Origin of the sequence: Prevotella sp. AGR2160, assembly GCF_000424185.1 — a bacterium.
Lineage (GTDB): Bacteria > Bacteroidota > Bacteroidia > Bacteroidales > Bacteroidaceae > Prevotella.
Map to the genome: position 1 here is coordinate 255395 of NZ_AUJK01000002.1, position 22345 is coordinate 277739.

Genomic DNA, 22345 nt, shown 5'->3' on the forward strand with positions numbered 1-22345 from the left:
GATTTATTTGAATGTTACTTTAGAGAAAGCGGGGATGTCGATGGGCGCGAAGTCGTTGTCGCGGTACTTGAACGTACCGACACAGGCGATCATCGCGGCATTATCCGTGGTGTAACTGAACTTCGGGATGTAGATCGTCCAGCCATACTTGGCGGCATGCTCGCGGAAGGCATTGCGCAGACCGTTGTTGGCACTCACGCCACCGGCCACGGCAACATGCTTGATGCCCGTCTGCTTCACGGCGAGGCGCAGCTTCTTCATCAGGATATCGACGATGGTATGTTCCAGACTGGCCGCGAGGTCCTGCTTGTGATGCTCCACAAAGTCGGGATCCTCAGCCACCCACTTGCGTAGGTTATAGAGGAAGCTCGTCTTCAGTCCCGAGAAACTGTAGTCGAGACCGGGGATATGAGGCTCACTGAACTTGTAAGCCAGCGGATTGCCCTGACGGGCGAGCTTGTCGATGATCGGACCGCCGGGATAGCCGAGGCCCATGACCTTCGAGCATTTGTCGATGGCCTCACCGGCCGCATCGTCGATGGTCTGTCCGAGGACCTCCATATCATTATAGGCGTTGACCTTCACGATCTGACTGTTGCCGCCACTGACGAGGAGACAGATGAAGGGGAACGGCGGCATGTGGTTGTCGTCATCGCTCTCCTTAATATAATGGGCCATAACATGTCCCTGCAGATGGTTGACATCGATGAGAGGGATATCCAGAGAACGGGCAAAACCCTTGGCGAAGCTCACGCCCACAAGGAGGGAGCCCATGAGTCCGGGACCACGGGTGAAGGCGACGGCACTCAGTTGTTCCTTCGTGATACCGGCACGCTTGATGGCCTGGTCGACCACGGGCACGACATTCTGCTGGTGCGCCCGCGAGGCCAGTTCAGGGACGACACCGCCATAGGCGCGGTGCACCTCCTGCGATGCCGTGACATTGCTCAGGATGACTCCATTGCGCAGGACGGCGGCAGAGGTATCGTCACATGAGGACTCGATACCTAAGATATATATATTTTCCATAACTTATTCTGATAATACTTCCACGCCGGTCTCCGTCATGAGGAAGGTATGCTCCCACTGGGCGCTCGGCTTCTCGTCACCGCTGATAACCTCCCAGCCGTAAGGATCGTCGGCATCAATGAATACTTTCCACGTGCCCATGTTGATCATCGGCTCAATGGTGAAGACCATACCGGGAACTAGGAGCATGCCCGTGCCCTTATGACCGTAATGGAGGATATCGGGCTCCTCATGCATGGCCAGGCCGACACCATGACCGCAGAGATCACGGACGACACCATAATGGTATTTCTCGGCATGCTTCTGAATGGCATGGCCGATATCACCGACAAAGCAGTAAGGTTTGGCGGCCTCAGCTCCGATCTCCAGACATTCTTTCGTCACTCGGACGAGCTGTTCCTTCTCCGGCGTCGTCTTGCCACCGATGATGAACATGCGGGAGGCGTCACCGAAGAAACCGTTGTAGTCGAGGGTCATATCGACATTCACGATATCACCTTCCTGCAGCACGTCCTCTTTCTTGGGAATACCATGGCAGACCACCTCATTAATACTCGTACATACGCTCTTGGGGAATCCTTCATAGTTGAGACAGGAGGGGTGACAGCCGTGGTCCTCACAATATTGCATACAGATATCGTCAATCTCCTGGGTGTTCATACCCGGATGAATAGCGGCGGCAACGGCATCGAGACAACCGGTATTGAGCTTTCCGGCAATACGGATGCCCTCGATCTGCTCCGGCGTCTTCACCATCTCACGTGTCGGCACCTCTTTGCCCTTGTTCTCCCAGTACATAATCTTCTTGTCCATCTCCGTGGGCTCCTGACCGGGAAGGCAGTGCCATCTTCTTTTCTTCTTGAAAATCATATCTAAAATTTTAAATATGCTGCAAAATTACTGATTTTTCGGGACCGATCATCATATCATCCCTTATCTTAACAATTTTTTAGGATGTGAGGGCATTGTCGCTTTCTTGTGCTTGCAAAGCACAAGCACACGACGGCAAGCCATTCAACACCAGGAATTACGAGAACAGGTCGAGCTTGTTGGCGCGGGCGGCCTCCAGGCTCGAGAGCTTCTCTTTCTTCTGACCCTGCGAGACGGCATAGTCATCACGGAGCTGCTGTTGCGCGGCCTTCAGTTCGGCGATATATTCCGGCCTACGCTGAGGATCCATGAGGTTGGCGGCGATGAGCGGCGGCTGCGAGGCATCCTTCGTCCAGATGACAGGACCATCGTAGACGGGCGCGATCTTCAGCGCTACATGGAGGGCACTCGTCGTGGCACCACCGATGAGGATAGGTATCGTGAGGCCAGCGGCTTTCATCGCCTCAGCGGTATGTACCATCTCGTCGAGCGACGGCGTGATCAAGCCACTCAGTCCGACGAAGTCGACATGCTCTTCCTTCGCCTTCTTCACGATCTGCTCCGGCGGCACCATGACGCCGAGGTCGATAACCTCATAGTTGTTACAGGCGAAGATAACGCCGACGATGTTCTTGCCGATATCGTGGACATCGCCCTTCACCGTGGCCAACAGCACCTTGCCCGCCGTGGCGACACCCTCCGTCTTCTCGGCCTCGATATACGGCTGGAGGATGGCGACGGCCTGCTTCATCGTGCGGGCGGTCTTGACGACCTGCGGGAGGAACATCTTTCCCGATCCGAAGAGGTCGCCGACGATATTCATACCACGCATCAGCGGGTCCTCGATGATATTCACGGCATGGGGATACTGCTTGAGTGCCTCATGGAGATCCTCGTCAAGGTAGTTGCCGATACCCTTGCGGAGGGCATAGGCCAGCCGGTCGTCGAGACTCTCCTTGCGCCAGGCCTCCTCTTCAGGGGCAGCGGCAGCAGTCCCTGCCCCACCCTCGCGGGCAGCCTTGGCAGCGGCGGCCTCCTGCCGTTTCTGCTCGGCGAGTTCGATGAGATTCTCGGCGGCACCCTTCCGGCGGTTGAGGACGACATCCTCGATGATCTTCAACTCATCTTCGGGGATATCGGCATAAGTGATCTTCGTAGCGGGGTTGACAATACCGAAGTCCATGCCTTGCTGCGTGGCATAATAGAGGAAGACGGCATGCATGGCCTCACGGATGGCATTGATACCACGGAAAGAGAAACTCAGGTTGCTCACGCCGCCACTGACATGGGCACCGGGGAGATGCTGCTTAATCCATCCCGTAGCCTGGATGAAGTCGACGGCATAGTTGTCGTGTTCCTCCAGTCCCGTGGCAATGGAGAGGATATTCGGGTCGAAGATGATATCCAGCGGATTCATGCCGACCTTGTCGACGAGGATGCGATAGGACCGTTCGGCAATCTCGATCTTCCGCTCGTAAGTCGTGGCCTGTCCCACCTCATCGAAACACATCACGACGACGGCGGCACCGAAGCGCTTCACGTCACGGGCATGGGCGATGAACTTCTCCTCCCCTTCCTTCAGGGAGATGGAGTTGACGATACACTTGCCCTGCATCGTCTTCAGTCCGGCGACGATGACATCCCATTTCGAGGAGTCGATCATCACGGGGACCTTCGCGATCTCGGGCTCCGAGGCGATCATATTGAGGAAATGAACCATCTCCTCCTTCGCGTCGAGGAGGCCGTCGTCCATATTGACATCGATGACGAGGGCACCATCAGCCACCTGCTTACGGGCGATGGTCAGCGCCTCCTCGTAATTTTTCTCTTTGATGAGACGGAGGAACTTCCTGCTGCCGGCAACATTACAGCGCTCGCCAACATTGACGAAACGCACCTCGGGCGTGACATCGAGGAGCTCGAGACCTGAGAGCCACATCGTCGTCGGCTTCGGCGCCGGCACGTGGGGCTTGGCCTTCGCGGCATACGGCAGATAGGCCCGGATGAACTCCGGCGTCGTACCGCAACAGCCGCCGACGATATTCACCAGTCCCTCCTCCATGAACTTCGCAACCTCCGGCGCCATCGACTCCGGCGTCTCGTCGTACTCACCCATAGAGTTCGGCAGTCCGGCATTCGGATAGGCACTAATATAATAAGGTGCACGGGAGGCGAGCTCACGGAGATACGGGAGCATCTGCGGCGCGCCGAAGGAGCAGTTGAGTCCGACGGAGAAGATGGGATACGACGAGATAGAGGCCATGAAGGCGTCGAGGGTCTGTCCGCTGAGCGTCCGTCCGGCGAGGTCACTGATCGTCACACTGACCATGATCGGCAGATCAGGCTTGCCGGCACGCTCCCGCTCCTGCAAGGCGGCATCGATAGCGATCTTACAGTTGAGGGAGTCGAAGACCGTCTCGACGATGATGGCATCGACACCACCCTCTATGAGTGCGCCGATTTCCTCAGTATAAGCATCGAAGAGCTCGTCGTAGGTGAGGTCACGGGCCGCGGGATCACTGACATCAGGACTCATCGAACAGGTCTTGTTCGTCGGACCCACAGAACCGGCGACGAAGCGCGGATGATCGGACGTGGCGACCTTGTCGGCCTCCTCACGGGCCAGTCGTGCGCCCTCATAGGCCATCTCGCGGCAACAGTCTTCCAGATGATAGTCAGCCTGCGACACGCGCTGGGAAGAGAACGTGTTCGTCGTGATGATATCCGCCCCGGCGAGGAGGTATTCCCGAAGGATTTCCCGAATCACATCGGGGCGCGTGAGGTTGAGCATGTCGTTGTTGCCCTTCATCTCCACCGTGGCATCACGGAACCGGGTCCCGCGGAAATCATCCTCCGTGAGGCCATACTTCTGAATCATCGTGCCCATGGCGCCATCCAGGATCACGATGCGTTGTTGTACCAAATCTCTCAGTGTCTTCATCAAATCATTTTTAATAATGCTTCATTGCGCGGTCCATCTCCCGTTTGTCCTGCTTCTCGCGCAGCGTCTGTCGCTTGTCAAACTCATGCTTACCCTTTGCCAGGGCGATGTCGAGTTTCGCACGGCCATGCTCGTCGATGAAGAGGAGCGTAGGGACGATGGTGAAGCCAATCTGCTTCGAGTCCTCCTCCAGCCGGTGGATCTCGCGCTTCGTGAGCAACAACTTCCGGTCTCGGCGGGCCTCGTGGTTGGAGTAAGAACCATAGAAATAGGGTGAGATATTCATGCCCTTCACCCATACCTCACCTTTGTAGATCACGCAGAAGGAGTCGACGAGGGAGGCCTTGCCGTTGCGGATGGATTTGATCTCCGTACCCGTCAGGGCGATACCGGCCGTATAGGTGTCGACAAACGTGTATTCAAAGGAGGCTTTTTTATTACGTATCTGTACCGGACTCTTCTTCCGGCGTTCCTGTTGTTCCTTATTCATGCTATCGTTCCGAAATTATCGATATGATCATCAATATAGGCAGCGACCTGTGCCGTCCATTCCTCCTCACGCTCCACGAACTCGTCGTCGAAGGTGTCAAACTCGGGATACTTCTCGAAGAGGGCCATGAACTCCTCATCCGTGCAGTCGCGCGTCAGCTCCTCCCGGTATTTCTTGAAGAGCTTCTCCGAACGGCGCAGCCAGGAGCAGAGATCGGCGATGCCCCATTCGCGGAAGGCCTTGCTCGTGGGGTTGATCCAGATGAAGGGCCCGTAGCCGTTATGGATGAGCTGGATGAGTCCGCCGTCCATGACCTCCGTATGGAGGATGTCCCAGGCCAGCAGCGTGATCTGGTCGGCATTGAGGAGCGGCATATTCTCCGCGTTCAGCTCCCCGCCGATCCCGTCCTTGATGGCCTTGATAAACACGTCCACGAAGGCGTCCATGCCCTCCTCCGCCGCCTTCCGGAGGTCCGCATCCTTGAGGATAATTGTTGTCATATCTTTAAATTGCTATTTTTACTTTGCAAAGATACGGATAAAAAATCAAATGACAAACGACGGAAAGAAAAATAAGGGTTAAAGAGTTAAAAAGATATACCTAAAATATGGTATTTTCCAAACTTTTTAGTAACTTTGCGGTGCATTCGCAATATACAGAAACAAGAAAGTCAACTATATTCAACAATTAAATTAGCGAATATGATTATTTATTCTAAGGAAGTTGACAACATGTGCGTTGTCAAAAAGGGCGCTTACCATGGCCCCGCTCCAATCCCTGAAGAAGGCAAATGGATTCAGGCAAAGGAGATCAAAGACATTTCTGGTTATACCCACGGTGTGGGTTGGTGTGCTCCCCAGCAGGGTGCCTGCAAACTCTCTCTGAACATCAAGGAGGGCGTTATCGTAGAGTGCCTCATCGAGACCATCGGCTGCACGGGTATGACTCACTCTGCCGCTATGGCTTCTGAGATCCTGCCGGGTAAGACCATCCTCGAGGCCCTGAACACTGACCTCGTCTGCGATGCCATCAACACGGCTATGCGTGAGCTCTTCCTCCAGATCGTCTACGGTCGTTCTCAGAGCGCTTTCTCCGAGAATGGTCTCGCCGTCGGCGCTGGTCTTGAGGATCTTGGTAAGGGTCTTCGTTCCCAGACCGGTACTCTCTATGGCACGATGGCCAAGGGTACACGTTATCTCGAGCTGACCGAGGGTTACATCACGAAGATGTTCCTCGACAAGGACGATCTGGTCTGTGGCTATGAGTATGTCCACCTGGGCAAGATGATGGAAGCCATCAAGAATGGTATGGACGCCAACGAGGCAGTGAAGAAGTTCACGGGCCGCTATGGTCGTACCACCGCTGACCAGGGTATTGTTAAATCTATCGACCCACGTAAAGAATAAGGAGGAACCACAGTATGATTAGAAAAGTTTCGTATGAAAGCCAGGAGCGTCGTGAGGCTCAGGTCAACGCTGCCCTCCAGGCAAATGGTATCAAGAACCTCGAAGAGGCCAATGAAATCTGCGATAAGCTGGGTATCGATCCTTATCAGATCTGCGAGGACACACAGCGTATCTGCTTTGAGAACGCCAAGTGGGCTTATGTAGCCGGTGCTGCCATCGCTATCAAGAAGGGCTGCAAGAGTGCTGCCGAGTGTGCCGAGGCTATCGGTATCGGTCTGCAGGCTTTCTGTATCCCCGGTTCCGTTGCAGACGACCGTAAGGTTGGTCTGGGTCACGGTAATCTCGCTGCCCGTCTGCTCCGTGAGGAGACGGAGTGCTTCGCTTTCCTCGCCGGTCACGAGTCTTTCGCTGCCGCTGAGGGTGCTATCAAGATTGCCGAGATGGCCAACAAGGTTCGCAAGAAACCGCTGCGTGTCATCCTCAACGGTCTGGGCAAGGATGCCGCACAGATCATCAGCCGTGTCAACGGTTTCACGTATGTGAAGACGAAGTTCGACTACTACACGAGCAAGCTGAATATTGTCGAGGAGATTCCTTACGGCAACAATCCTGCTCGTCTGAAGGTGAAGTGCTACGGCGCTGACGATGTCCGCGAAGGTGTCGCTATCCTGTGGCATGAGAATGTCGATGTCTCCATCACGGGTAACTCCACGAACCCGACACGTTTCCAGCATCCTGTTGCCGGTACGTACAAGAAGGAGCGCATTGCCGCTGGCAAGCCTTACTTCTCTGTTGCTTCCGGTGGTGGTACGGGTCGTACGCTGCACCCGGATAACATGGCTGCCGGTCCCGCTTCCTACGGTATGACCGATACCATGGGCCGTATGCACAGTGACGCTCAGTTCGCCGGTTCTTCTTCCGTTCCTGCCCACGTAGAGATGATGGGATATCTGGGAATGGGTAACAACCCGATGGTCGGCGCTACCGTCGCCGTCGCCGTTCAGACCGACCTGCTGCTGAACAAGAAGTAAAATTATTCATTCATAAAAAAAATCCCGGGCATCTTACGATGTCCGGGATTTTTTTTATGAATGAATAATAATGGACAACGGAAAATAGAAAATGGATAATGGAGGATGCCACCAGCATTATCCATTATCCATTTTCTATTTTCCGTTTCTTCTAAACGGCAGAGCCGTTTAGAAGAAGAGGTATCTGTTGTCTACGACGTTAGCGTTGAGATAGAGCTCCTGCATGAAGTTGCCGGCATACTGCATCTCTTTCTGACGCAGCTTCTGCTCCTCAGCCTTCTCGTCGAACTTCACAGGGCGCATCTTCTTACTGACGACCTGGAAGAGGTAGACACCAGCCTGACCCTGAACGGGATGAGCGGAGAACTTACCGGCAGCGGTAGCATAGACAGCACCACTGAGGGCGGGCTCGCTGGCACCCGTCTGAGCGACGAAGACCGGAGCGGCGAAGGTGATCTGGTTGACGGCGCTGATCTTGCCACCCTTTGCCTTGGCGGCAGCAAGGGAGTTGACACCCTTCAGCTTAGCCTCGATCATCTCGGCCTTCTTATCCTTCATAACCTCAGCCTTCACGAGTTCCTTGACCTGCGGATCGTCGAGGCCACGATAGCCTGCGGGATGGATCTTGTCGAGGACGATGACGAGGAGGTGGTTGTTGTCACCGCACTCATACATCGGCGATACGGCGCCTTCCTTCGTGTCACCATTGAAGATCCACTTCAGGGCGTCACGCGTCTCGTGGATATTGGCGACATAATGTGTGGATGTCGTCATATCCTTCAGATCCTGTACACGATAGCCACTGCGCGGCGCGTTCTTCACGATGGCGGCAGCCGTCGGAGAGGCACTCACGAAACTGGCGAACTTATTATAAGCGGCACGATAGGTATCCTTGCTGAACTCGATGGTCTTCTTGATCACGGCTGCCGTATAAGCATCCTTGAAGCCCTTGCGGTCCTGTACCTGCAGGATGACATTACCCTGTGTCAGCGCGATGTTCTGCAACTGGTTGACCTCACCGTGCTGAATGGCACTGACCATCTTCTTGGAGTCGGCGGAAGCATTCTGCGCGAGGGAGCCGATGAGCTGCTGAGCGGTCACCCACTGTGCGTCACCCGTCTGCTGATAGCGCTTGGCGATGACGGCGAAGTTGGCACCACCCTGAATGGCCTTCATGACACTGTCTGCAGTAGCGCGGGCCTCCTGCGGCGTAGCGCCGCCGATCTGGATGGCACGATACTGAACACTGTCGGGGAGACTCTCCTTGGCGACGAGCTTCACAATATCGAAGGTGTTGTCGGTCTTGTTCTCACGGACACCCGTTGTGGAACCGACGGCGATGGAGTCGAGCTCGGCGGCGATATCCTGAGGATAGAACTCCTTCGGAGCGGGAACGCCGATATACTGAACGAGCGACTGGCTCTTGCGGACGACATCGGTAGGATCAGCGGCAGCGGCGAGCTGCTTCTGATAACCGGTCATCTCTCTCATCAGACCATTACGGTCAGCAGCGGAGGGATTGACCTGGAAATCGACGAACTTAATGTCGCGGCTCTCCACCGGCTGGTAGAAACGGGCCTTCAGCTCGTCATACTTAGCCTTGAGGTCGCTGTCGTCGATCTTCACCTTACTGTCGGGGATATCACTGTAGGGGAAGGAAGCCAACTGCACATTGCTCTCCTCATTCTCCTCCTTGAAGGCCATCTTAGCCTCTACGGGGTTGCTCAGGAAGCAGTGAGCGAGGAGGCCCTGGTATTTCTGAGCCAGCGTCTGCTGACGGAGCGTCTTCTCGATGAAGGTCCAGTACTTGTAGATCTTGTCATACTGCTCCTGCATCTGCGGGTTGGCCTGTGCCTTCTGGGCCTTGTAGTCGGAGAGGAACTTCTGCAGGGCGGTGACGTCGAAACGACCCGTCTGCTGGTTTACGAACGGGGTCTGAAGGAGCATGGGGTTCGTACCCTCCTTCAGGATGTTCTGCAACTCCTCGTCGGTAACGGTGAGACCGAGCTTCTTGGCCTCTTTCTCGACGAGCTTACTCTGGACATACGTGTTCCACACCATGTCCTTGATCTGATTCTGCTGGTCCTCAGTGAGATTGTCAGTGCCCTGTTGCATCTTGATGACATCCGTATACTCGTCAACGAGTTTCTGGAAGTCCTGGACACTGATCTTCTGACCCAACACTTCACCGACCTGCTGTCGTGCGTCGTTCTGTGTGGCTTCACACGAACGGAACAGCTCCTCGGCAATGAACGCAAAGAGGCCGAATCCGATAATACATATCAGGATGACACCTCTCTGTCTGATTTTTCCTAATGCTGCCATTGTTGTTTTTAACGATTTATTTTATTTTTATGTATTCTTAGAATGGGTTTCTCGAATTTGTTTCTCAAAAACTGACCACAAAAATACAAAGAAAATGTCAGATATGGTAATTTTCCGTGGAAAAAAACGTCCTTCTGCCCTTATTTCTCCTTTTCTTCGTCGATTTTCAGCCGGACAAGTTCTATTTTCGTCATCGTCGTCTTGAGAATCTTAAACTCATAGCGGCCGACCCGGACGACCTCGTTGAGCTTCGGGAAACTCTCGTAGGCATTGAGGATCAGTCCGCCGACGGTCATGTAGTCGTCACTCTCCGGGAGGTCGAGGCCGAAGAGATCGTTGACCTTGTCGATCTCCAGGCGCGCCGAGAGCAGATAGGTGCCGTCGGGCTCCTTCTTGGCGATATAACTGCTGTTGTCATGCTCGTCCTCGATATCGCCGAAGATTTCCTCCACGATATCCTCGAGACTCACGAGGCCATGGGTACCGCCGAACTCGTCGACGACGACGCCGAGGCTCTTCTTCTGCTGCAGGAAGATATGCATGAGCTTCTGTGCCGCCATCGTCTCCGGGACGAACGGCATCTGCCGGATATGCTCGCGCCACGTCTTCGGATTGCGGAACATCTCCGAGCTATGAATATAGCCTACGATATGATCGATATCTTCTTGGTATACAATGATCTTCGACTTACCGCTCTCGATAAACTTCTGCATGAGTTCCTCGAGGCTACAACCCTCCTCCACGGCTTGAATCTCCGTACGCGGCACCATACAGTCGCGGACTTTCGTATCACTGAAGTCGAGGACATTCTGGAAGATCTTCACCTCGTCGCTGTCCTCGCCTTTGTCATTGCCCTGGTCGATACTCGAAGAGACGAGGTAGTCGAGGTCCACCTTCGAGAAGCCCTCATCGTCATCGTCCTCCTCCATCCTCACGCCGAGGATACGGAGCATCACTCTCGATAGGAACGTGGAGAAACGGGCAATTGGCCAGAGGATGATATAAAAGAGATAAGCCAACGGCGCGAAGAGCGTCAGCAGCCGGTTGGGATTGCTCTTGAAGAACGTCTTCGGCAGAAACTCACCCGTAAAGAGGATGATGAGCGTCGACACAAGGGTGTCGAGGATGACGCGCGTGCCGGGGTTGAAAGCCTTGAAGAGCGTCTGGTCGAAGAGATCGGCAAAGAGGATGCCGTAGATGACCAAAACGATGTTGTTTCCCACGAGCATCGTAGAGACGAAGCCGTTGGGATGTCGGTAGAAAATGCTCAGAAGTCGTTGCGCCGGACCATTCTTCTCCTTATCCATCTCCGCGATCATGCGGTTGCTGGAGACGAAGGCGATCTCCATGCCTGAAAAGAAGGCGGAGAACACCATCGTGATCAATAGTCCGATCATCAGTGTGTATAGGTCACTTTGTGTCATCATATTTTTATCTCATAACAGCCCCTTACGGCTGACTCTTGGGCATCGGCGTCATGCGCGGCCGCATCATTCCCGCCGCCGTATCCGACGGTGCGGGCTGGCTACCACCGGCGTCCTCAAAATCACTGCGGCTGAAGGAGCCGCGGGTATTGCTGACGACATATTTCGTCATCTGCTCGTCACTCTTGAAATACGTGCCCTGGAGGGTACGGTCGGGGGTGACGAGGCGTGAGAAGGAGAACGAGTAGATCTCATGGCTGTTCATGTCCCAGAAGATCTCATTCGAGGCGAAGCGCAGGCCGTCCTTCGTGAGGATACGCACGCGCCCGCGCAGGTTCCACAACTTCCGCTGGTCGTAATAGTAGGCCGTATCCGCCTGCACATACGAGTAGACATGGAAGTTCTCGTCGAAGGCCTCCATGAAGATCCCCTTCTCAAACGACCACCGTGACGGGTTCTTCACCTCGTTGACGGTCCAGCGCTCAGCGACGATGCGGTATTTGATCACGCCGGAGTCGGAGACGAGGGTATTCACGCCGTAGGAGGTCATCACGTCAACACTGTCCCTGTCATGGATGGCAGGGGCGATATGCTCTTTCTGCTCCTGACAGCCCGTCAAGAACAGGAAGAGGCCCAGTGCGGGAAGGATAGTTCTCCAACAACGCATCATTCCACCTTAAACTTCATAAACCAGCGCTCGTCGAAGGTCAGGCCGAGGTTGATACGGAACGTATTCTCCTTGATGAGACTCGTCGTGGAGCGTACCCACTGGGCACTGATATTGAGGAAGGAGCGGTTCGAGTAGGCATTGCTCAAGGGGATGCCGAAACCACCGCTGACAGAATATTCCTTCGGGCCGTCGATAAGGCCGCTCGTCGTATTCATTTTATAATAAGGTGTAGCATACGACGCGCCAAGACGGTAATGGACGCGGTTGAGGAAACGGCGGCTCATCGTGTTGGGCACATACTCACCACCGATATTGATCTTCTTACGGTCCATATACAGTCCACTCGTCATGACATACTGACGTTCGCCGATATAGGCGGGCTGTTCGAGCTTGCCCCATTTCTGCAGACTGTAGTCAATGCCGACATGCCAGCGCGTGCCCTGGTTCCACGTCAGTCCGAAGCCGTACATATCCGGCATATTCAGTTTCAGACCCGTACCGAGGGTGTCCGCCGTCGACGTGCCCTCCGTGGAGTTCGTCGACGTGGAGATCATCTGCGGATCACCGCCGAGGCTATGTCCCGGGGTATAGGTGAAGGCCAGCGTGACGTCATTCTTCTTGCCCAACGGGATGACATACTGCGCGCCGAGATCGAGGCGCCAGCTCTGTACATCTGCCGTATAGACACGGGAGACGGAGTTGATATAACTGTCGGAATAGGTCTCGGCGACACTGCGCGTATAATTGCCCCAAACATAGGAGAAGTTGGCACCAAGGGAGAAACGGCGGTGGAACCAGGGGCTCCAGCCGAGACCGACATAGACCTGATGGAAGCCACCCGATCCGCTGTTCGTCAGCGTATGCGTCGTCGTGCCACTCGAGGAGCCGACATAATCGGTGTTGGAATAGCTGTAGCCGACATTCGTCATCGGGATGAGACCGAAGGACAAGCCGAAACCTTTCGCCAGACGTAGTCCGGCGACGACATATTCGAGATTACCATTGCGGGCATTCTTCTTCACGCCGCCCTCCTCGAAATGCGTCAACTGCAGAGAGGTACCGACATCCCAGATAAAGGACAGGGAGTCGATGGCGGAATAAGATGCCGGGTTGATATAGTTCACCTGATTATGCTCACGAAAGGCCAGTCCGACACCATTCATGCCTCTGTTGAACCCGCTCGTCTGGTCGGCAAGCGTGCCAAGGCCGAACTGGCTGTAGGGGGAGTTGGTACCGCTCTGTGCCCATGCGGCGGGTGCGGAGGCAGCCAAGAGAAGGACTGCCATGATTGTCTGCTTTCTCATTGTTCAATGAATTATTTTGCAAAAGTATTGAAAAAAAACGAGACAAAAGAAGGATAAGTCAGAAAATAAAGTTAATTTTGCATCGTGAAACGTTTCAAAATCAATTTTTGGGGACTTCTCCTCTTGTTCACCGCTTGTTTCCTTCCTTCAGCGAAGGCAACGGAACCTGTTGTGTCCCAACGGAATAGCATGGACTCGGTAGACATCAGTCTGCTCACCTGCGGGCCCGGCAGTGAGGTATGGAGCCTCTACGGTCACACGGCCATCCGCGTCGAGGACCACCGCAACGGGACGGATATCGCCGTCAACTACGGCGTCTTCTCCTTCCATCAGCCTTATTTCATCCTCCGTTTCGTCTTTGGACTGACGGACTACGAGATGGGCGTCTGTCCGATGGACATGTTCCTCGAGGAATACCGTGAGGAAGGCCGTTGGGTCCGCCAGCAGCGTCTGCGCCTCACGCCGGAAGAGAAAATTCAGATCCTCCAGGCTCTGGAGACGAACTACATGCCCGCCAACCGCACCTATCGTTACAACTATTTCTACGACAACTGTACAACACGGGCCCGCGACATGCTCCTGGCTCCGGTGAAAGATGTACGTTTCCACTACCGTCCCGGTTTCAAGTCGTCCTACCGTGAGGAGATCCACCACTGGAATGAATACCGCCGTTGGGCCCGCTTCGGCAACGACCTGCTCCTCGGCATCGGCGCCGACCGCACGATCACGCAGCGCGAGGCCGAGTTCCTGCCCGACAACCTCAGCCGCGACATCGCCACGACGGGACTCGTCGACAGCACGTTCTATGTATTGCCGCCGCAGGCACAGATCCTCCCCGACGAAGGGGTTACACCGCGCGCCGCAGCCCTCGCCCTCTTCGCCGTCGTTGCCATTCTGTCAGTCGTCGAATACAAGAAGAAAAAGAATTTCCGGATCCTCGATCTGATCCTCTTCCTCCCCGCCGGTCTCGCCGGTCTCATCCTCACGGCGATGATCTTCTCCGAGCACCCGACAGTGAGCGTCAACTTGCAGATACTCACCCTCAACCCCCTCTTCCTCTTCTTCCTCTGGCCCGCCATGAAGGAGGCCCGCCGCCGGCAGTTCGGCTGGGCGTGGAAGGTATGGACAGTATGTCTCATCCTCGCCCTCATCGGCGCCTGCTTCCAGTCTTACGCCGAGGGAATGGTCTTTGTGGCATTGACTTTGCTCTTAAGGGCAGCGTTGAAAATTAAAAAATAAAAAATTAATTATATAAATAAGGTATAATGATCAATCGGTATATCACGGTCCTCATGGTGGTCCTCGCGGCCACCGGCGTAGAGGCGCAGACATTTGACGCTGCGCTCAAGGCCGCGTTGGCTGAACTCACGGTGGAGACCTATGTCATCCACGCCGACGAGCAGCAGGCCGATGATCACGACGTCGTGCGCCACCGTCAGGAGCCGGGATGTCCGCATCCCCACCCTGCCGTCACGCGTCCCGTCGTCGCCTCCCCCACGCCCACGCTTCCGAGCCTTGCTCCCCGTGGCTATCATCCCATCCGTGCGCCGGACCGATAGAGGAAAAGTAAAAAAGTAAAAAAGTAAAAAAGTAAACTTAGGGCGAATCTGCCCTATCTATCCATCTCATGCGCACGTTATCTATTGCGTGCTATCAAAATCTATCGTGCGCTATCAAAAACTATTGCGCGCTATCAAAAAAGAAAAAAAATGAACTTCAATAAATTCCTCAAGTCACTCTTCGGTGACAAATCCACGCGGGATATGAAACTCATCCAGCCTATCGTACAGAAGGTGAAGGATGCCTATCCCGAAATCCAGAAACTTTCCAACGACGAGCTCCGCGCCAAGACCAAGGAGATCCAGAAATACGTACAGGACGCCGGCAAGGAAAACCGCGACAAGATCACCGAGCTCCGCGCCAAGATCGAGGAGACGCCGATCGACGAGCGTGAGTCTATCTTCAACGAGATCGACAAGCTCCATAAGGACGAGCTCGAACAGTATGAGAAAGCCCTCAACGAGGTCCTCCCCGTCGCCTTCTCCATCGTCAAGGATACCGCCCGTCGCTTCACGGAGAATGAGGAGACGGTCGTCACGGCCACGGATTTCGACCGTGAGCTCGCCGCAGACCCGAAGAATGACTTCATCACCATCGACGGTGACAAGGCCATCTATCACAAGCGCTGGCATGCCGGCGGTAACCTCATCGAGTGGAACATGGTCCACTATGACGTACAGCTCTTCGGTGGCGTCGTCCTCCATCAGGGCAAGATCGCCGAGATGGCTACCGGTGAGGGTAAGACCCTCGTGGCTACCCTCCCCGTCTTCCTCAACGCCCTCACGGGCAACGGCGTCCATGTCGTCACCGTCAACGACTACCTCGCCAAGCGTGACTCCGAGTGGATGGGCCCCCTCTATGAGTTCAACGGCCTCTCCGTAGACTGTATCGACAAGCACCAGCCCAACTCCGAGGCCCGCCGCAAGGCTTACCAGGCTGATATCACCTTCGGTACGAACAACGAGTTCGGTTTCGACTACCTCCGTGACAATATGGCCATCTCCCCCGCCGACCTCGTACAGCGTGAGCACAACTACGCCATCGTCGATGAGGTCGACTCCGTGCTCATCGATGATGCCCGTACGCCGTTGATCATCTCCGGTCCTATCCCCAAGGGTGACGACCAGATGTATGAGGAGTATCAGCCCCTCGTGGAGCGCCTCTATGAGGTACAGCGCAAGCAGGCCACGGAGCTCCTCGCCGAGGCGAAGCAGAAGATCAACAAGAGCAAGCAGACGCAGGATGCCAAGGAGGCCCAGAAGCTCTCCGATGAAGGCTTCCTCGCCCTCTACCGTTCCTATAAGGCTCTGCCGAAGAACAAGCCGCTCATCAAGTATCTCTCCGAGGAGGGTATCAAGGCCGGCATGCTGAAGACGGAGGAGTATTATATGGCCAACAACAACCGTGAGATGCCGAAGGCCGTGGAGCCCCTGTATTTCGTCGTCGACGAGAAACTGAACTCCGCCGACCTCACCGATAAGGGTACCGACTGGCTCGCCAAGCAGACCAACAACCCCGAGCTCTTCGTCCTCCCCGATATCACGTCGCAGATCTCCGCCCTGGAGAAAGAGAAGAGCGACGGGAAGATCGACGACCAGACTTATCTCGACAAAAAGGACGAGCTCATGGCCCACTACGGCGTGCAGAGCGAGCGTGTCCACACGCTGCAGCAGTTGCTGAAAGCCTACACGATGTTCAACAAGGACGATGAGTATGTCGTCATGGACGGTGAGGTGAAGATCGTCGACGAGCAGACGGGCCGTATCATGGAGGGCCGCCGCTGGAGCGACGGACTGCACCAGGCCATCGAAGCCAAGGAGCACGTGAAGGTAGAGGCTGCCACGCAGACCTACGCCACCATCACGCTGCAGAACTACTTCCGTATGTATCATAAGCTCGCCGGTATGACGGGTACCGCCAGCACCGAGGCCGGTGAGTTCTGGGATATCTACAAGCTCGATGTCGTGGAAATCCCCACGAACCGTCCCGTGATCCGTAAGGACCTCGACGACCGTGTCTATAAGACGGCGCGTGAGAAATACAAGGCTGTCATCGACGAGATCGAGACCATGCGCAATAGCGGCCGCCCGGTCCTCGTGGGTACGACGAGTGTCGAGATCTCCGAGTTGCTGAGTAAGATGTTGAAGATGCGCAATATCCCCCACAACGTGCTGAACGCCAAGCTGCACCAGAAGGAGGCACAGATCGTTGCCGAGGCCGGTCGTCAGGACGCGCAGGGCAAGGGTGTCGTCACCATCGCTACGAATATGGCCGGTCGTGGTACCGATATCAAGCTGACGCCGGAAGTGAAGGAGGCCGGTGGTCTCGCCATCATCGGTACCGAGCGCCATGAGAGCCGTCGTGTCGACCGCCAGCTGCGTGGTCGTGCCGGCCGTCAGGGTGATCCGGGTTCCTCCGTCTTCTATGTATCCCTCGAGGACAAGCTCATGCGCCTCTTCGCCAGTGAGCGTATCGCCAAGGTCATGGACCGCCTGGGCTTCGAGGAGGGTGAGCGTATCGAGAGTCCGATGATCTCCAAGTCCATCGAGCGTGCGCAGAAGAAGGTTGAGGAGAACAACTTCGGTATCCGTAAGCACCTGCTCGAATATGATGACGTGATGAACAAGCAGCGTACCGTGATCTACGAGAAGCGCCGTCATGCCCTCATGGGTGAGCGCCTCGGCATGGATATCGCCAATGTCATCTGGGACCGTGTACTGAATATCGTCAACAACAACGGTTACGAGGGAGCCCAGGAGCAGTTCCGCAAGATCCTCGCCATGGACATTCCCTTCGATGCCGGTGAGTTTGAGAACGGCAGTAAGGCAGACCTCGCCGAGCGTGCCTTCCAGGAGGCTATGGCTGCCTTCAAGCGCAAGACCGACCGTATCCAGAGTGTCGCCTGGCCCGTCGTCAAGCAGGTCTATGAGGAACAGGGCTCTATCTATGAGCGCATCATGGTGCCCATCACCGACGGCAAGCGTGTCTACCAGATTCCCTGCAACCTCAAGGAGGCTTACGACAGTGAGGCCAAGAGCATCGTCAAGCAGTTCCAGAAGGTTGTCATGCTCCGTATCATCGATGATGACTGGAAGGAGAACCTCCGTCAGCTCGACGAGCTGCGCCACAGCGTGCAGAACGCGTCCTACGAACAGAAGGACCCGCTGCTCGTCTTCAAACTCGAGAGCGTGAAACTCTGGGACAGCATGATCGACGACATGAACAACCGCATCGCCTCCATCCTCATGCGCGGACAGATCCCCGAGATGCAGCAGGAAGTCCAGCAGGCTGCCCCCGAACAGCACTCCCAGCGCTATCAGGAGCAGAAGACGGACCTCGACGAGGAGCGTGAGCAGGCCGAGCGTCAGGCTCAGCAGGCTGCCATGCAGCGTGACACCCGTGAGGGTGCCGGCGTGAACCACACGCCTTACCGCGCTGAGCACATGCCCCGTCCCAACGATCCCTGTCCCTGCGGCAGCGGAAAGAAGTTCAAGAACTGCCACGGAAAAGGACTCGTGTAAAAGTAAAAAAGTAAAAAAGTAAAAAAGTAAGTGGCCGCCATGTTGCGGCCACGCACCCACTTAATCGGATTATATACAAAAAGACAGAGTAACAGATAAAAACATATACTGCGCAGTGTATGTAAAATCTGTTACTCTGTCTTTTTTATGTTTGATCGGTTACTCTGTCTAAAAAAATCTATACCTACTGTTGCGGAACATAATCAATTATGTCCCTACTATGCATTAAGTAAAGGATTGAGAATCGCACGAAATTCAGCAAACGAACATCTGGCCGCAAATACGCCGAAAATGACGGACTTTCTTATCTCACTGATTATCAAAGTTTTAAAATTTTCAATGTATTTTTCATATTCTAAACCACATAAATATTCGCATATCTATACGCTATTCGAGACTTTTTTCAATGAATATACAGAAAATCTCACGCATTTTTCAAAATCCGGAAGGCATTTACGAGTCGTATCTATCGTAGAGAATTTTCTCTGCACGATGTTTACGCAATTTTCCGCGAAAGATATTTTCCTCACGCCGAAGATTTGCCATCTCCACCTATCATTTCCAAGATTCCTTTCTCTAGAACTGAAAAACAGAGGAAGGGAAAAATTCTAAAGTTTTCAGTCAGTGTCATCATCCGCTGACTGTTTTTTTTAACAATGTAGGGACATGATTCATCATGTCCCTACGTTTACTTTTTTACCTTTATAACTTCACCATTATCCAGCAGAAGAATCTGGATGCCCTCGTAGTCCTTGAACGATTGTTGACCGGCAAGGTTATAACGACGGACGACACGGGAGGCGGGGACTGCAGTAACGGTCTTGACGGCCGTGGGATCATGATCGTCCCCAGCATCTTTCTCGATCAGGAAACGGATATTGCCCAACTCGCAACTCTCATTACTGACTCCGGAGTATTCATAGACGCGGAGCTGCAAGTCAGCCGTCTTCGTGGTGTCTATTCCCTCAAAACTGTAGTTGGAATGCCTCGTAAATGGCAAGGGCATTATGGACGCGGAGTTGAATGGAATCATTAGGATAGTCATCCAACACCTCGTATATTTCCATGTTTGAGATTTCTCATCTAATTTCTCTTTTCTCTTCTTTGACTGCAAATTTACATCTTTTTTAAGATATAGAAAAGAATTGATTAGTATTTTTTTCCTTTCTCTCCCGTTTACATGACATTTCCCTTTTCGCTTTCGTTTTTCTCCCCTTTTCTTCATCATTTTTTAACACGCAAAACTTGACACGTATGTAATTTTTTTGTATCTTTGCCATGTAAAACCTATAAAAATAACTGATTATGAAGAAAATTTTACGCTTATCGCTCATGCTCTGCATGATGCTCGTTTCAACCGTTGCCAGCGCCGCTGACGCCTACAAGACGCTGACATTCCCCGCACCGACGCAGGATGCCGTTGGCGCTTACAACAAGTCTTGGAATGCTACTGGTGCCGACGGACAGAAATGGACCATCTACGGCTTCAACAACAACAAAAACAGTAGCTCTTGGACGTACATCAAATGTGGTAACAAGACGCAAGCCGGAGTGGCCTATATCGAGACGGCAGTGGCTGTGGACAAGGCCATCGGTAACATCGTGGTGACCATCGACAAGTTCAGTGCCGACTATGTCAACAGTGTCAAGCTGCTCGTTGCCAAAGATACCACCACCGCCTCCTTCGCTGCCCCCGAGCAGACCATCGATGTCAGTGCCGCACAGGGCGACATCACGATCCCCGTCACCACTCCCGCAGCCAACAAGTGCTACCGCCTGGTCTTTGACTGCAAGAAAGGTACTACAAATGGTTTCGTTCAGGTCTCTAAGGTAGCCCTCTACGAGCAGGGCTCGACGCCGACAATCGTTGACATCTCCAACACCAAGGAGACCGCTTACACCATCGCTAAGGCCAAGGCACTCATCGATGCCGGTGAGGGCCTCGCTACCAACGTGTATGTAAAAGGTATCGTTTCCAGCAAGCCGTCTTATTCCTCCACTTACAAGAATATCAATTATTACATCAAGGACGATATCAATTCCACGACTGACAGTCTGGAAGTATACGGTGGTAACGGATTGGACAACAAGACCTTTGAGGACGAAGCCAGTGTGGATGTCCACGAGGGCGATGAGGTCATCGTCTATGGTCAGCTGACAAAGTTCAAGACCACGTATGAAATCAACAAGGGCAACTACATCGTTTCCCTCGTCTCCACGGGCATCGCTACTCCGAAGGCCGCAGTGGTCAACGCCAACACTCCGGTGTACAACCTCGCCGGCCAGCGCGTCAGCAAGGCCTACAAGGGCATCGTCGTTGTTAACGGAAAGAAATACGTGAAGTAAAACATCCCTTTGCAGGGGCCGTCCCTTGTGGCGGCCCGCCGTCGGTACGACGGATGAATCCACGATGTGCGGGACATGATTCATCATGTTCCACCCACACCGGGAATAAAAAAGACAGAGTAACAGATTTTACATATGCCGCGCAGTATATGTAGAATCTGTTATTCTGTCTTTTCGTTTATATTGAACCACTCGATAAAACATGTGGACGAGATGCCTCCATCAATGATCATCAATATTGATGGAGCCATTTCCACAGAGAATATTCGTTGAATCATGGGCGGAACATGATAAATCATGTCCCTACCCTACAAACAGAAAATAATATATCCCCGCCAGGAAGAAAACGGCGATGAGGATACGGAAAAGACAGAACGTGATCTTCTTGAACAGCCAGATGCCCACGATCAGGAACACCAAGGCCATGACGTAATTGGTGAAGTCTGACATCATCTACAGGTTTTTAATGAAATTGTTCGGTATCGGTGTCTCAAATTCCAACGGCTGATGCGTCACGGGATGATAGAAACACAGACGGTAGGCATGGAGACACAGCCGGCCACAAGGATCATCCCCATTACCATATTTAATATCGCCACAGACGGGATGCCCCATATCCGCCGTATGCACGCGGATCTGATTCTTACGCCCCGTCTCCAAGCGGAACTCCACGAGACTATGCTCAACACTTCTTTTGAGAACATGATAATGCGTCACGGCATATTTGCCGCCATTATCCACGGGTGACGAATAAGTGATATACGCCTTGTTATCCTTCAGCCAGTTGGCTACCGTCCCCTCATCATCCACCATCTCTCCCGAGACGAGGGCAACATAACGGCGGTCGAAGACCGTATGATGCCAGTCCTCCTCCAGCGCCAGCGCCGTGTCCTTGTCCTTGGCATAGATCATCAGCCCCGACGTGTCACGGTCCAGGCGGTGCACGACATGCGCCTGACAGTTCTGCCGCGTGGCATGGAAATACTCGTCGAGCACGGTCTTGCAGTTCAGCGTCGAATGGCCGGCCGCCATACTCAGGATGCCCTCCCGCTTGTCGATGACGACGAGCCAACGGTCCTCATAAACGATCTTCAGCCAACGGCTCTTCCACGTCACGCGGTTGCGCTTCGTCTTCGAGACGCTGACCTTCATGCCCGGCTTCAGCGGATAGTCGTATTTCGTCACCGTCTTGCCGTTGACACGGATGCCACGGCCCTGGAGCGTCGCCTTCACCTTCGTGCGGCTCTCCCCTTTCAAGGTCTCCAGGAGCCACTCCAGCAGCGGCGCCTCATGGTCCACACGGTAATGGGCATAGTCGCCCTGACTCATCTTGCCTGGTTGATGCATTGTCATATTTCTTATTTTTTGATGCAAAGTTACAATATATTTGACAAATGCACAAATGTTCCTTAGGTCATTTCAGAAAAA

The 22345-nt window shown here is 54.0% G+C and carries 18 protein-coding genes; 6 read left to right on the forward strand and 12 right to left on the reverse strand.

What is annotated here, in order from left to right:
- Positions 1-3 precede the first annotated feature (3 nt).
- The 5 genes from tsaD to G604_RS0102670 all read right to left on the reverse strand — a co-directional run bounded on the left by tsaD (position 4) and on the right by G604_RS0102670 (position 5830).
- A complete protein-coding gene (gene tsaD, locus G604_RS0102650) occupies positions 4-1029 on the reverse strand; it encodes a tRNA (adenosine(37)-N6)-threonylcarbamoyltransferase complex transferase subunit TsaD (RefSeq protein ID WP_028909194.1) in 1026 nt (341 codons plus the stop codon).
- 3 nt (positions 1030-1032) lie between these two features.
- Complete coding sequence (gene map, locus G604_RS0102655) at positions 1033-1899, reverse strand: type I methionyl aminopeptidase (protein ID WP_028909195.1); 867 nt, start codon at positions 1897-1899, stop codon at positions 1033-1035.
- A gap of 157 nt (positions 1900-2056) precedes the next feature.
- Complete coding sequence (gene metH / locus G604_RS13325) at positions 2057-4840, reverse strand: methionine synthase (protein ID WP_051220177.1); 2784 nt, start codon at positions 4838-4840, stop codon at positions 2057-2059.
- 10 nt (positions 4841-4850) lie between these two features.
- Complete coding sequence (gene smpB / locus G604_RS0102665; protein ID WP_028909196.1) at positions 4851-5330, reverse strand: SsrA-binding protein SmpB; 480 nt, start codon at positions 5328-5330, stop codon at positions 4851-4853.
- A complete protein-coding gene (locus G604_RS0102670; protein ID WP_028909197.1) occupies positions 5327-5830 on the reverse strand; it encodes a DMP19 family protein in 504 nt (167 codons plus the stop codon). Before G604_RS0102670 ends, smpB begins: the two co-directional genes overlap by 4 nt.
- A gap of 204 nt (positions 5831-6034) precedes the next feature.
- Here G604_RS0102670 and G604_RS0102675 point away from each other — a divergent pair, with 204 nt between their 5' ends.
- Together G604_RS0102675 and G604_RS0102680 are read left to right on the forward strand one after the other, a co-directional pair.
- Positions 6035-6736 carry an iron-sulfur cluster assembly scaffold protein gene (locus G604_RS0102675; RefSeq protein ID WP_028909198.1) on the forward strand — a complete coding sequence of 234 codons (702 nt, stop codon included), beginning with the start codon at positions 6035-6037 and terminating at the stop codon, positions 6734-6736.
- Positions 6737-6750: 14 nt separating this feature from the next.
- The gene (locus tag G604_RS0102680) at positions 6751-7767 is read left to right on the forward strand and encodes a GGGtGRT protein (RefSeq protein WP_028909199.1); all 1017 of its coding nucleotides are present in this window, start codon (positions 6751-6753) and stop codon (positions 7765-7767) included.
- Positions 7768-7935: 168 nt separating this feature from the next.
- Here G604_RS0102680 and G604_RS0102685 read toward each other — a convergent pair whose 3' ends face one another.
- The 4 genes from G604_RS0102685 to G604_RS0102700 all read right to left on the reverse strand — a co-directional run bounded on the left by G604_RS0102685 (position 7936) and on the right by G604_RS0102700 (position 13490).
- Positions 7936-10092 carry a peptidylprolyl isomerase gene (locus G604_RS0102685; RefSeq protein ID WP_028909200.1) on the reverse strand — a complete coding sequence of 719 codons (2157 nt, stop codon included), beginning with the start codon at positions 10090-10092 and terminating at the stop codon, positions 7936-7938.
- 140 nt (positions 10093-10232) lie between these two features.
- On the reverse strand, positions 10233-11519 hold the full coding sequence (locus tag G604_RS0102690) for a hemolysin family protein (RefSeq protein ID WP_231376019.1): 1287 nt from the start codon (positions 11517-11519) through the stop codon (positions 10233-10235).
- Between the two features lie 22 nt (positions 11520-11541).
- Positions 11542-12186: an LPS export ABC transporter periplasmic protein LptC gene (gene lptC, locus G604_RS0102695; RefSeq protein WP_410524360.1), complete on the reverse strand. Its 645-nt coding sequence runs from the start codon at positions 12184-12186 to the stop codon at positions 11542-11544.
- Positions 12183-13490, reverse strand: coding sequence for a membrane protein (locus G604_RS0102700; RefSeq protein ID WP_028909203.1), 1308 nt, complete (start codon positions 13488-13490; stop codon positions 12183-12185). Before G604_RS0102700 ends, lptC begins: the two co-directional genes overlap by 4 nt.
- Positions 13491-13679: 189 nt before the next feature.
- Here G604_RS0102700 and G604_RS0102705 point away from each other — a divergent pair, with 189 nt between their 5' ends.
- The 3 genes from G604_RS0102705 to secA all read left to right on the forward strand — a co-directional run bounded on the left by G604_RS0102705 (position 13680) and on the right by secA (position 18571).
- A complete protein-coding gene (locus G604_RS0102705; protein ID WP_231376020.1) occupies positions 13680-14729 on the forward strand; it encodes a DUF4105 domain-containing protein in 1050 nt (349 codons plus the stop codon).
- A gap of 116 nt (positions 14730-14845) precedes the next feature.
- On the forward strand, positions 14846-15049 hold the full coding sequence (locus G604_RS13330; RefSeq protein WP_196801081.1) for a hypothetical protein: 204 nt from the start codon (positions 14846-14848) through the stop codon (positions 15047-15049).
- Positions 15050-15199: 150 nt separating this feature from the next.
- Entirely contained in the window at positions 15200-18571 is a 3372-nt protein-coding gene (secA, locus tag G604_RS0102715) for a preprotein translocase subunit SecA (RefSeq protein ID WP_028909205.1), read from the forward strand.
- A 688-nt stretch (positions 18572-19259) separates the two neighbouring features.
- Here the strand turns inward: secA and G604_RS13335 are convergent.
- A complete protein-coding gene (locus G604_RS13335; protein WP_231376022.1) occupies positions 19260-19571 on the reverse strand; it encodes a hypothetical protein in 312 nt (103 codons plus the stop codon).
- 305 nt (positions 19572-19876) lie between these two features.
- On the opposite strand from G604_RS13335, the gene G604_RS14655 reads away from it, so the two are divergent.
- A complete protein-coding gene (locus tag G604_RS14655) occupies positions 19877-20917 on the forward strand; it encodes a hypothetical protein (RefSeq protein WP_155941838.1) in 1041 nt (346 codons plus the stop codon).
- A gap of 303 nt (positions 20918-21220) precedes the next feature.
- On the opposite strand, the gene G604_RS15365 is transcribed toward G604_RS14655, so the two are convergent.
- Together G604_RS15365 and G604_RS0102735 are read right to left on the reverse strand one after the other, a co-directional pair.
- Positions 21221-21370 (reverse strand): hypothetical protein, encoded by a 150-nt coding sequence (locus G604_RS15365; protein ID WP_196801080.1) that lies wholly within the window; start codon positions 21368-21370, stop codon positions 21221-21223.
- The gene (locus G604_RS0102735; RefSeq protein WP_028909208.1) at positions 21371-22264 is read right to left on the reverse strand and encodes an RluA family pseudouridine synthase; all 894 of its coding nucleotides are present in this window, start codon (positions 22262-22264) and stop codon (positions 21371-21373) included.
- Between the last annotated feature and the right edge of the window lie 81 nt (positions 22265-22345).

Excerpts from the sequence above, each read along its gene's own strand:
- tsaD (WP_028909194.1), bottom strand. The coding sequence starts at position 1,029 with ATGGAAAATATATATATCTTAGGTATCGAGTCCTCATGTGACGATACC.
- map (WP_028909195.1), bottom strand. The coding sequence starts at position 1,899 with ATGATTTTCAAGAAGAAAAGAAGATGGCACTGCCTTCCCGGTCAGGAG.
- metH (WP_051220177.1), bottom strand. The coding sequence starts at position 4,840 with ATGAAGACACTGAGAGATTTGGTACAACAACGCATCGTGATCCTGGAT.
- smpB (WP_028909196.1), bottom strand. The coding sequence starts at position 5,330 with ATGAATAAGGAACAACAGGAACGCCGGAAGAAGAGTCCGGTACAGATA.
- G604_RS0102670 (WP_028909197.1), bottom strand. The coding sequence starts at position 5,830 with ATGACAACAATTATCCTCAAGGATGCGGACCTCCGGAAGGCGGCGGAG.
- G604_RS0102680 (WP_028909199.1), top strand. The coding sequence starts at position 6,751 with ATGATTAGAAAAGTTTCGTATGAAAGCCAGGAGCGTCGTGAGGCTCAG.
- G604_RS0102685 (WP_028909200.1), bottom strand. The coding sequence starts at position 10,092 with ATGGCAGCATTAGGAAAAATCAGACAGAGAGGTGTCATCCTGATATGT.
- G604_RS0102690 (WP_231376019.1), bottom strand. The coding sequence starts at position 11,519 with ATGATGACACAAAGTGACCTATACACACTGATGATCGGACTATTGATC.
- lptC (WP_410524360.1), bottom strand. The coding sequence starts at position 12,186 with ATGATGCGTTGTTGGAGAACTATCCTTCCCGCACTGGGCCTCTTCCTG.
- G604_RS0102700 (WP_028909203.1), bottom strand. The coding sequence starts at position 13,490 with ATGAGAAAGCAGACAATCATGGCAGTCCTTCTCTTGGCTGCCTCCGCA.
- G604_RS0102705 (WP_231376020.1), top strand. The coding sequence starts at position 13,680 with ATGGACTCGGTAGACATCAGTCTGCTCACCTGCGGGCCCGGCAGTGAG.
- secA (WP_028909205.1), top strand. The coding sequence starts at position 15,200 with ATGAACTTCAATAAATTCCTCAAGTCACTCTTCGGTGACAAATCCACG.
- G604_RS14655 (WP_155941838.1), top strand. The coding sequence starts at position 19,877 with ATGAAGAAAATTTTACGCTTATCGCTCATGCTCTGCATGATGCTCGTT.
- G604_RS15365 (WP_196801080.1), bottom strand. The coding sequence starts at position 21,370 with ATGATGTCAGACTTCACCAATTACGTCATGGCCTTGGTGTTCCTGATC.
- G604_RS0102735 (WP_028909208.1), bottom strand. The coding sequence starts at position 22,264 with ATGCATCAACCAGGCAAGATGAGTCAGGGCGACTATGCCCATTACCGT.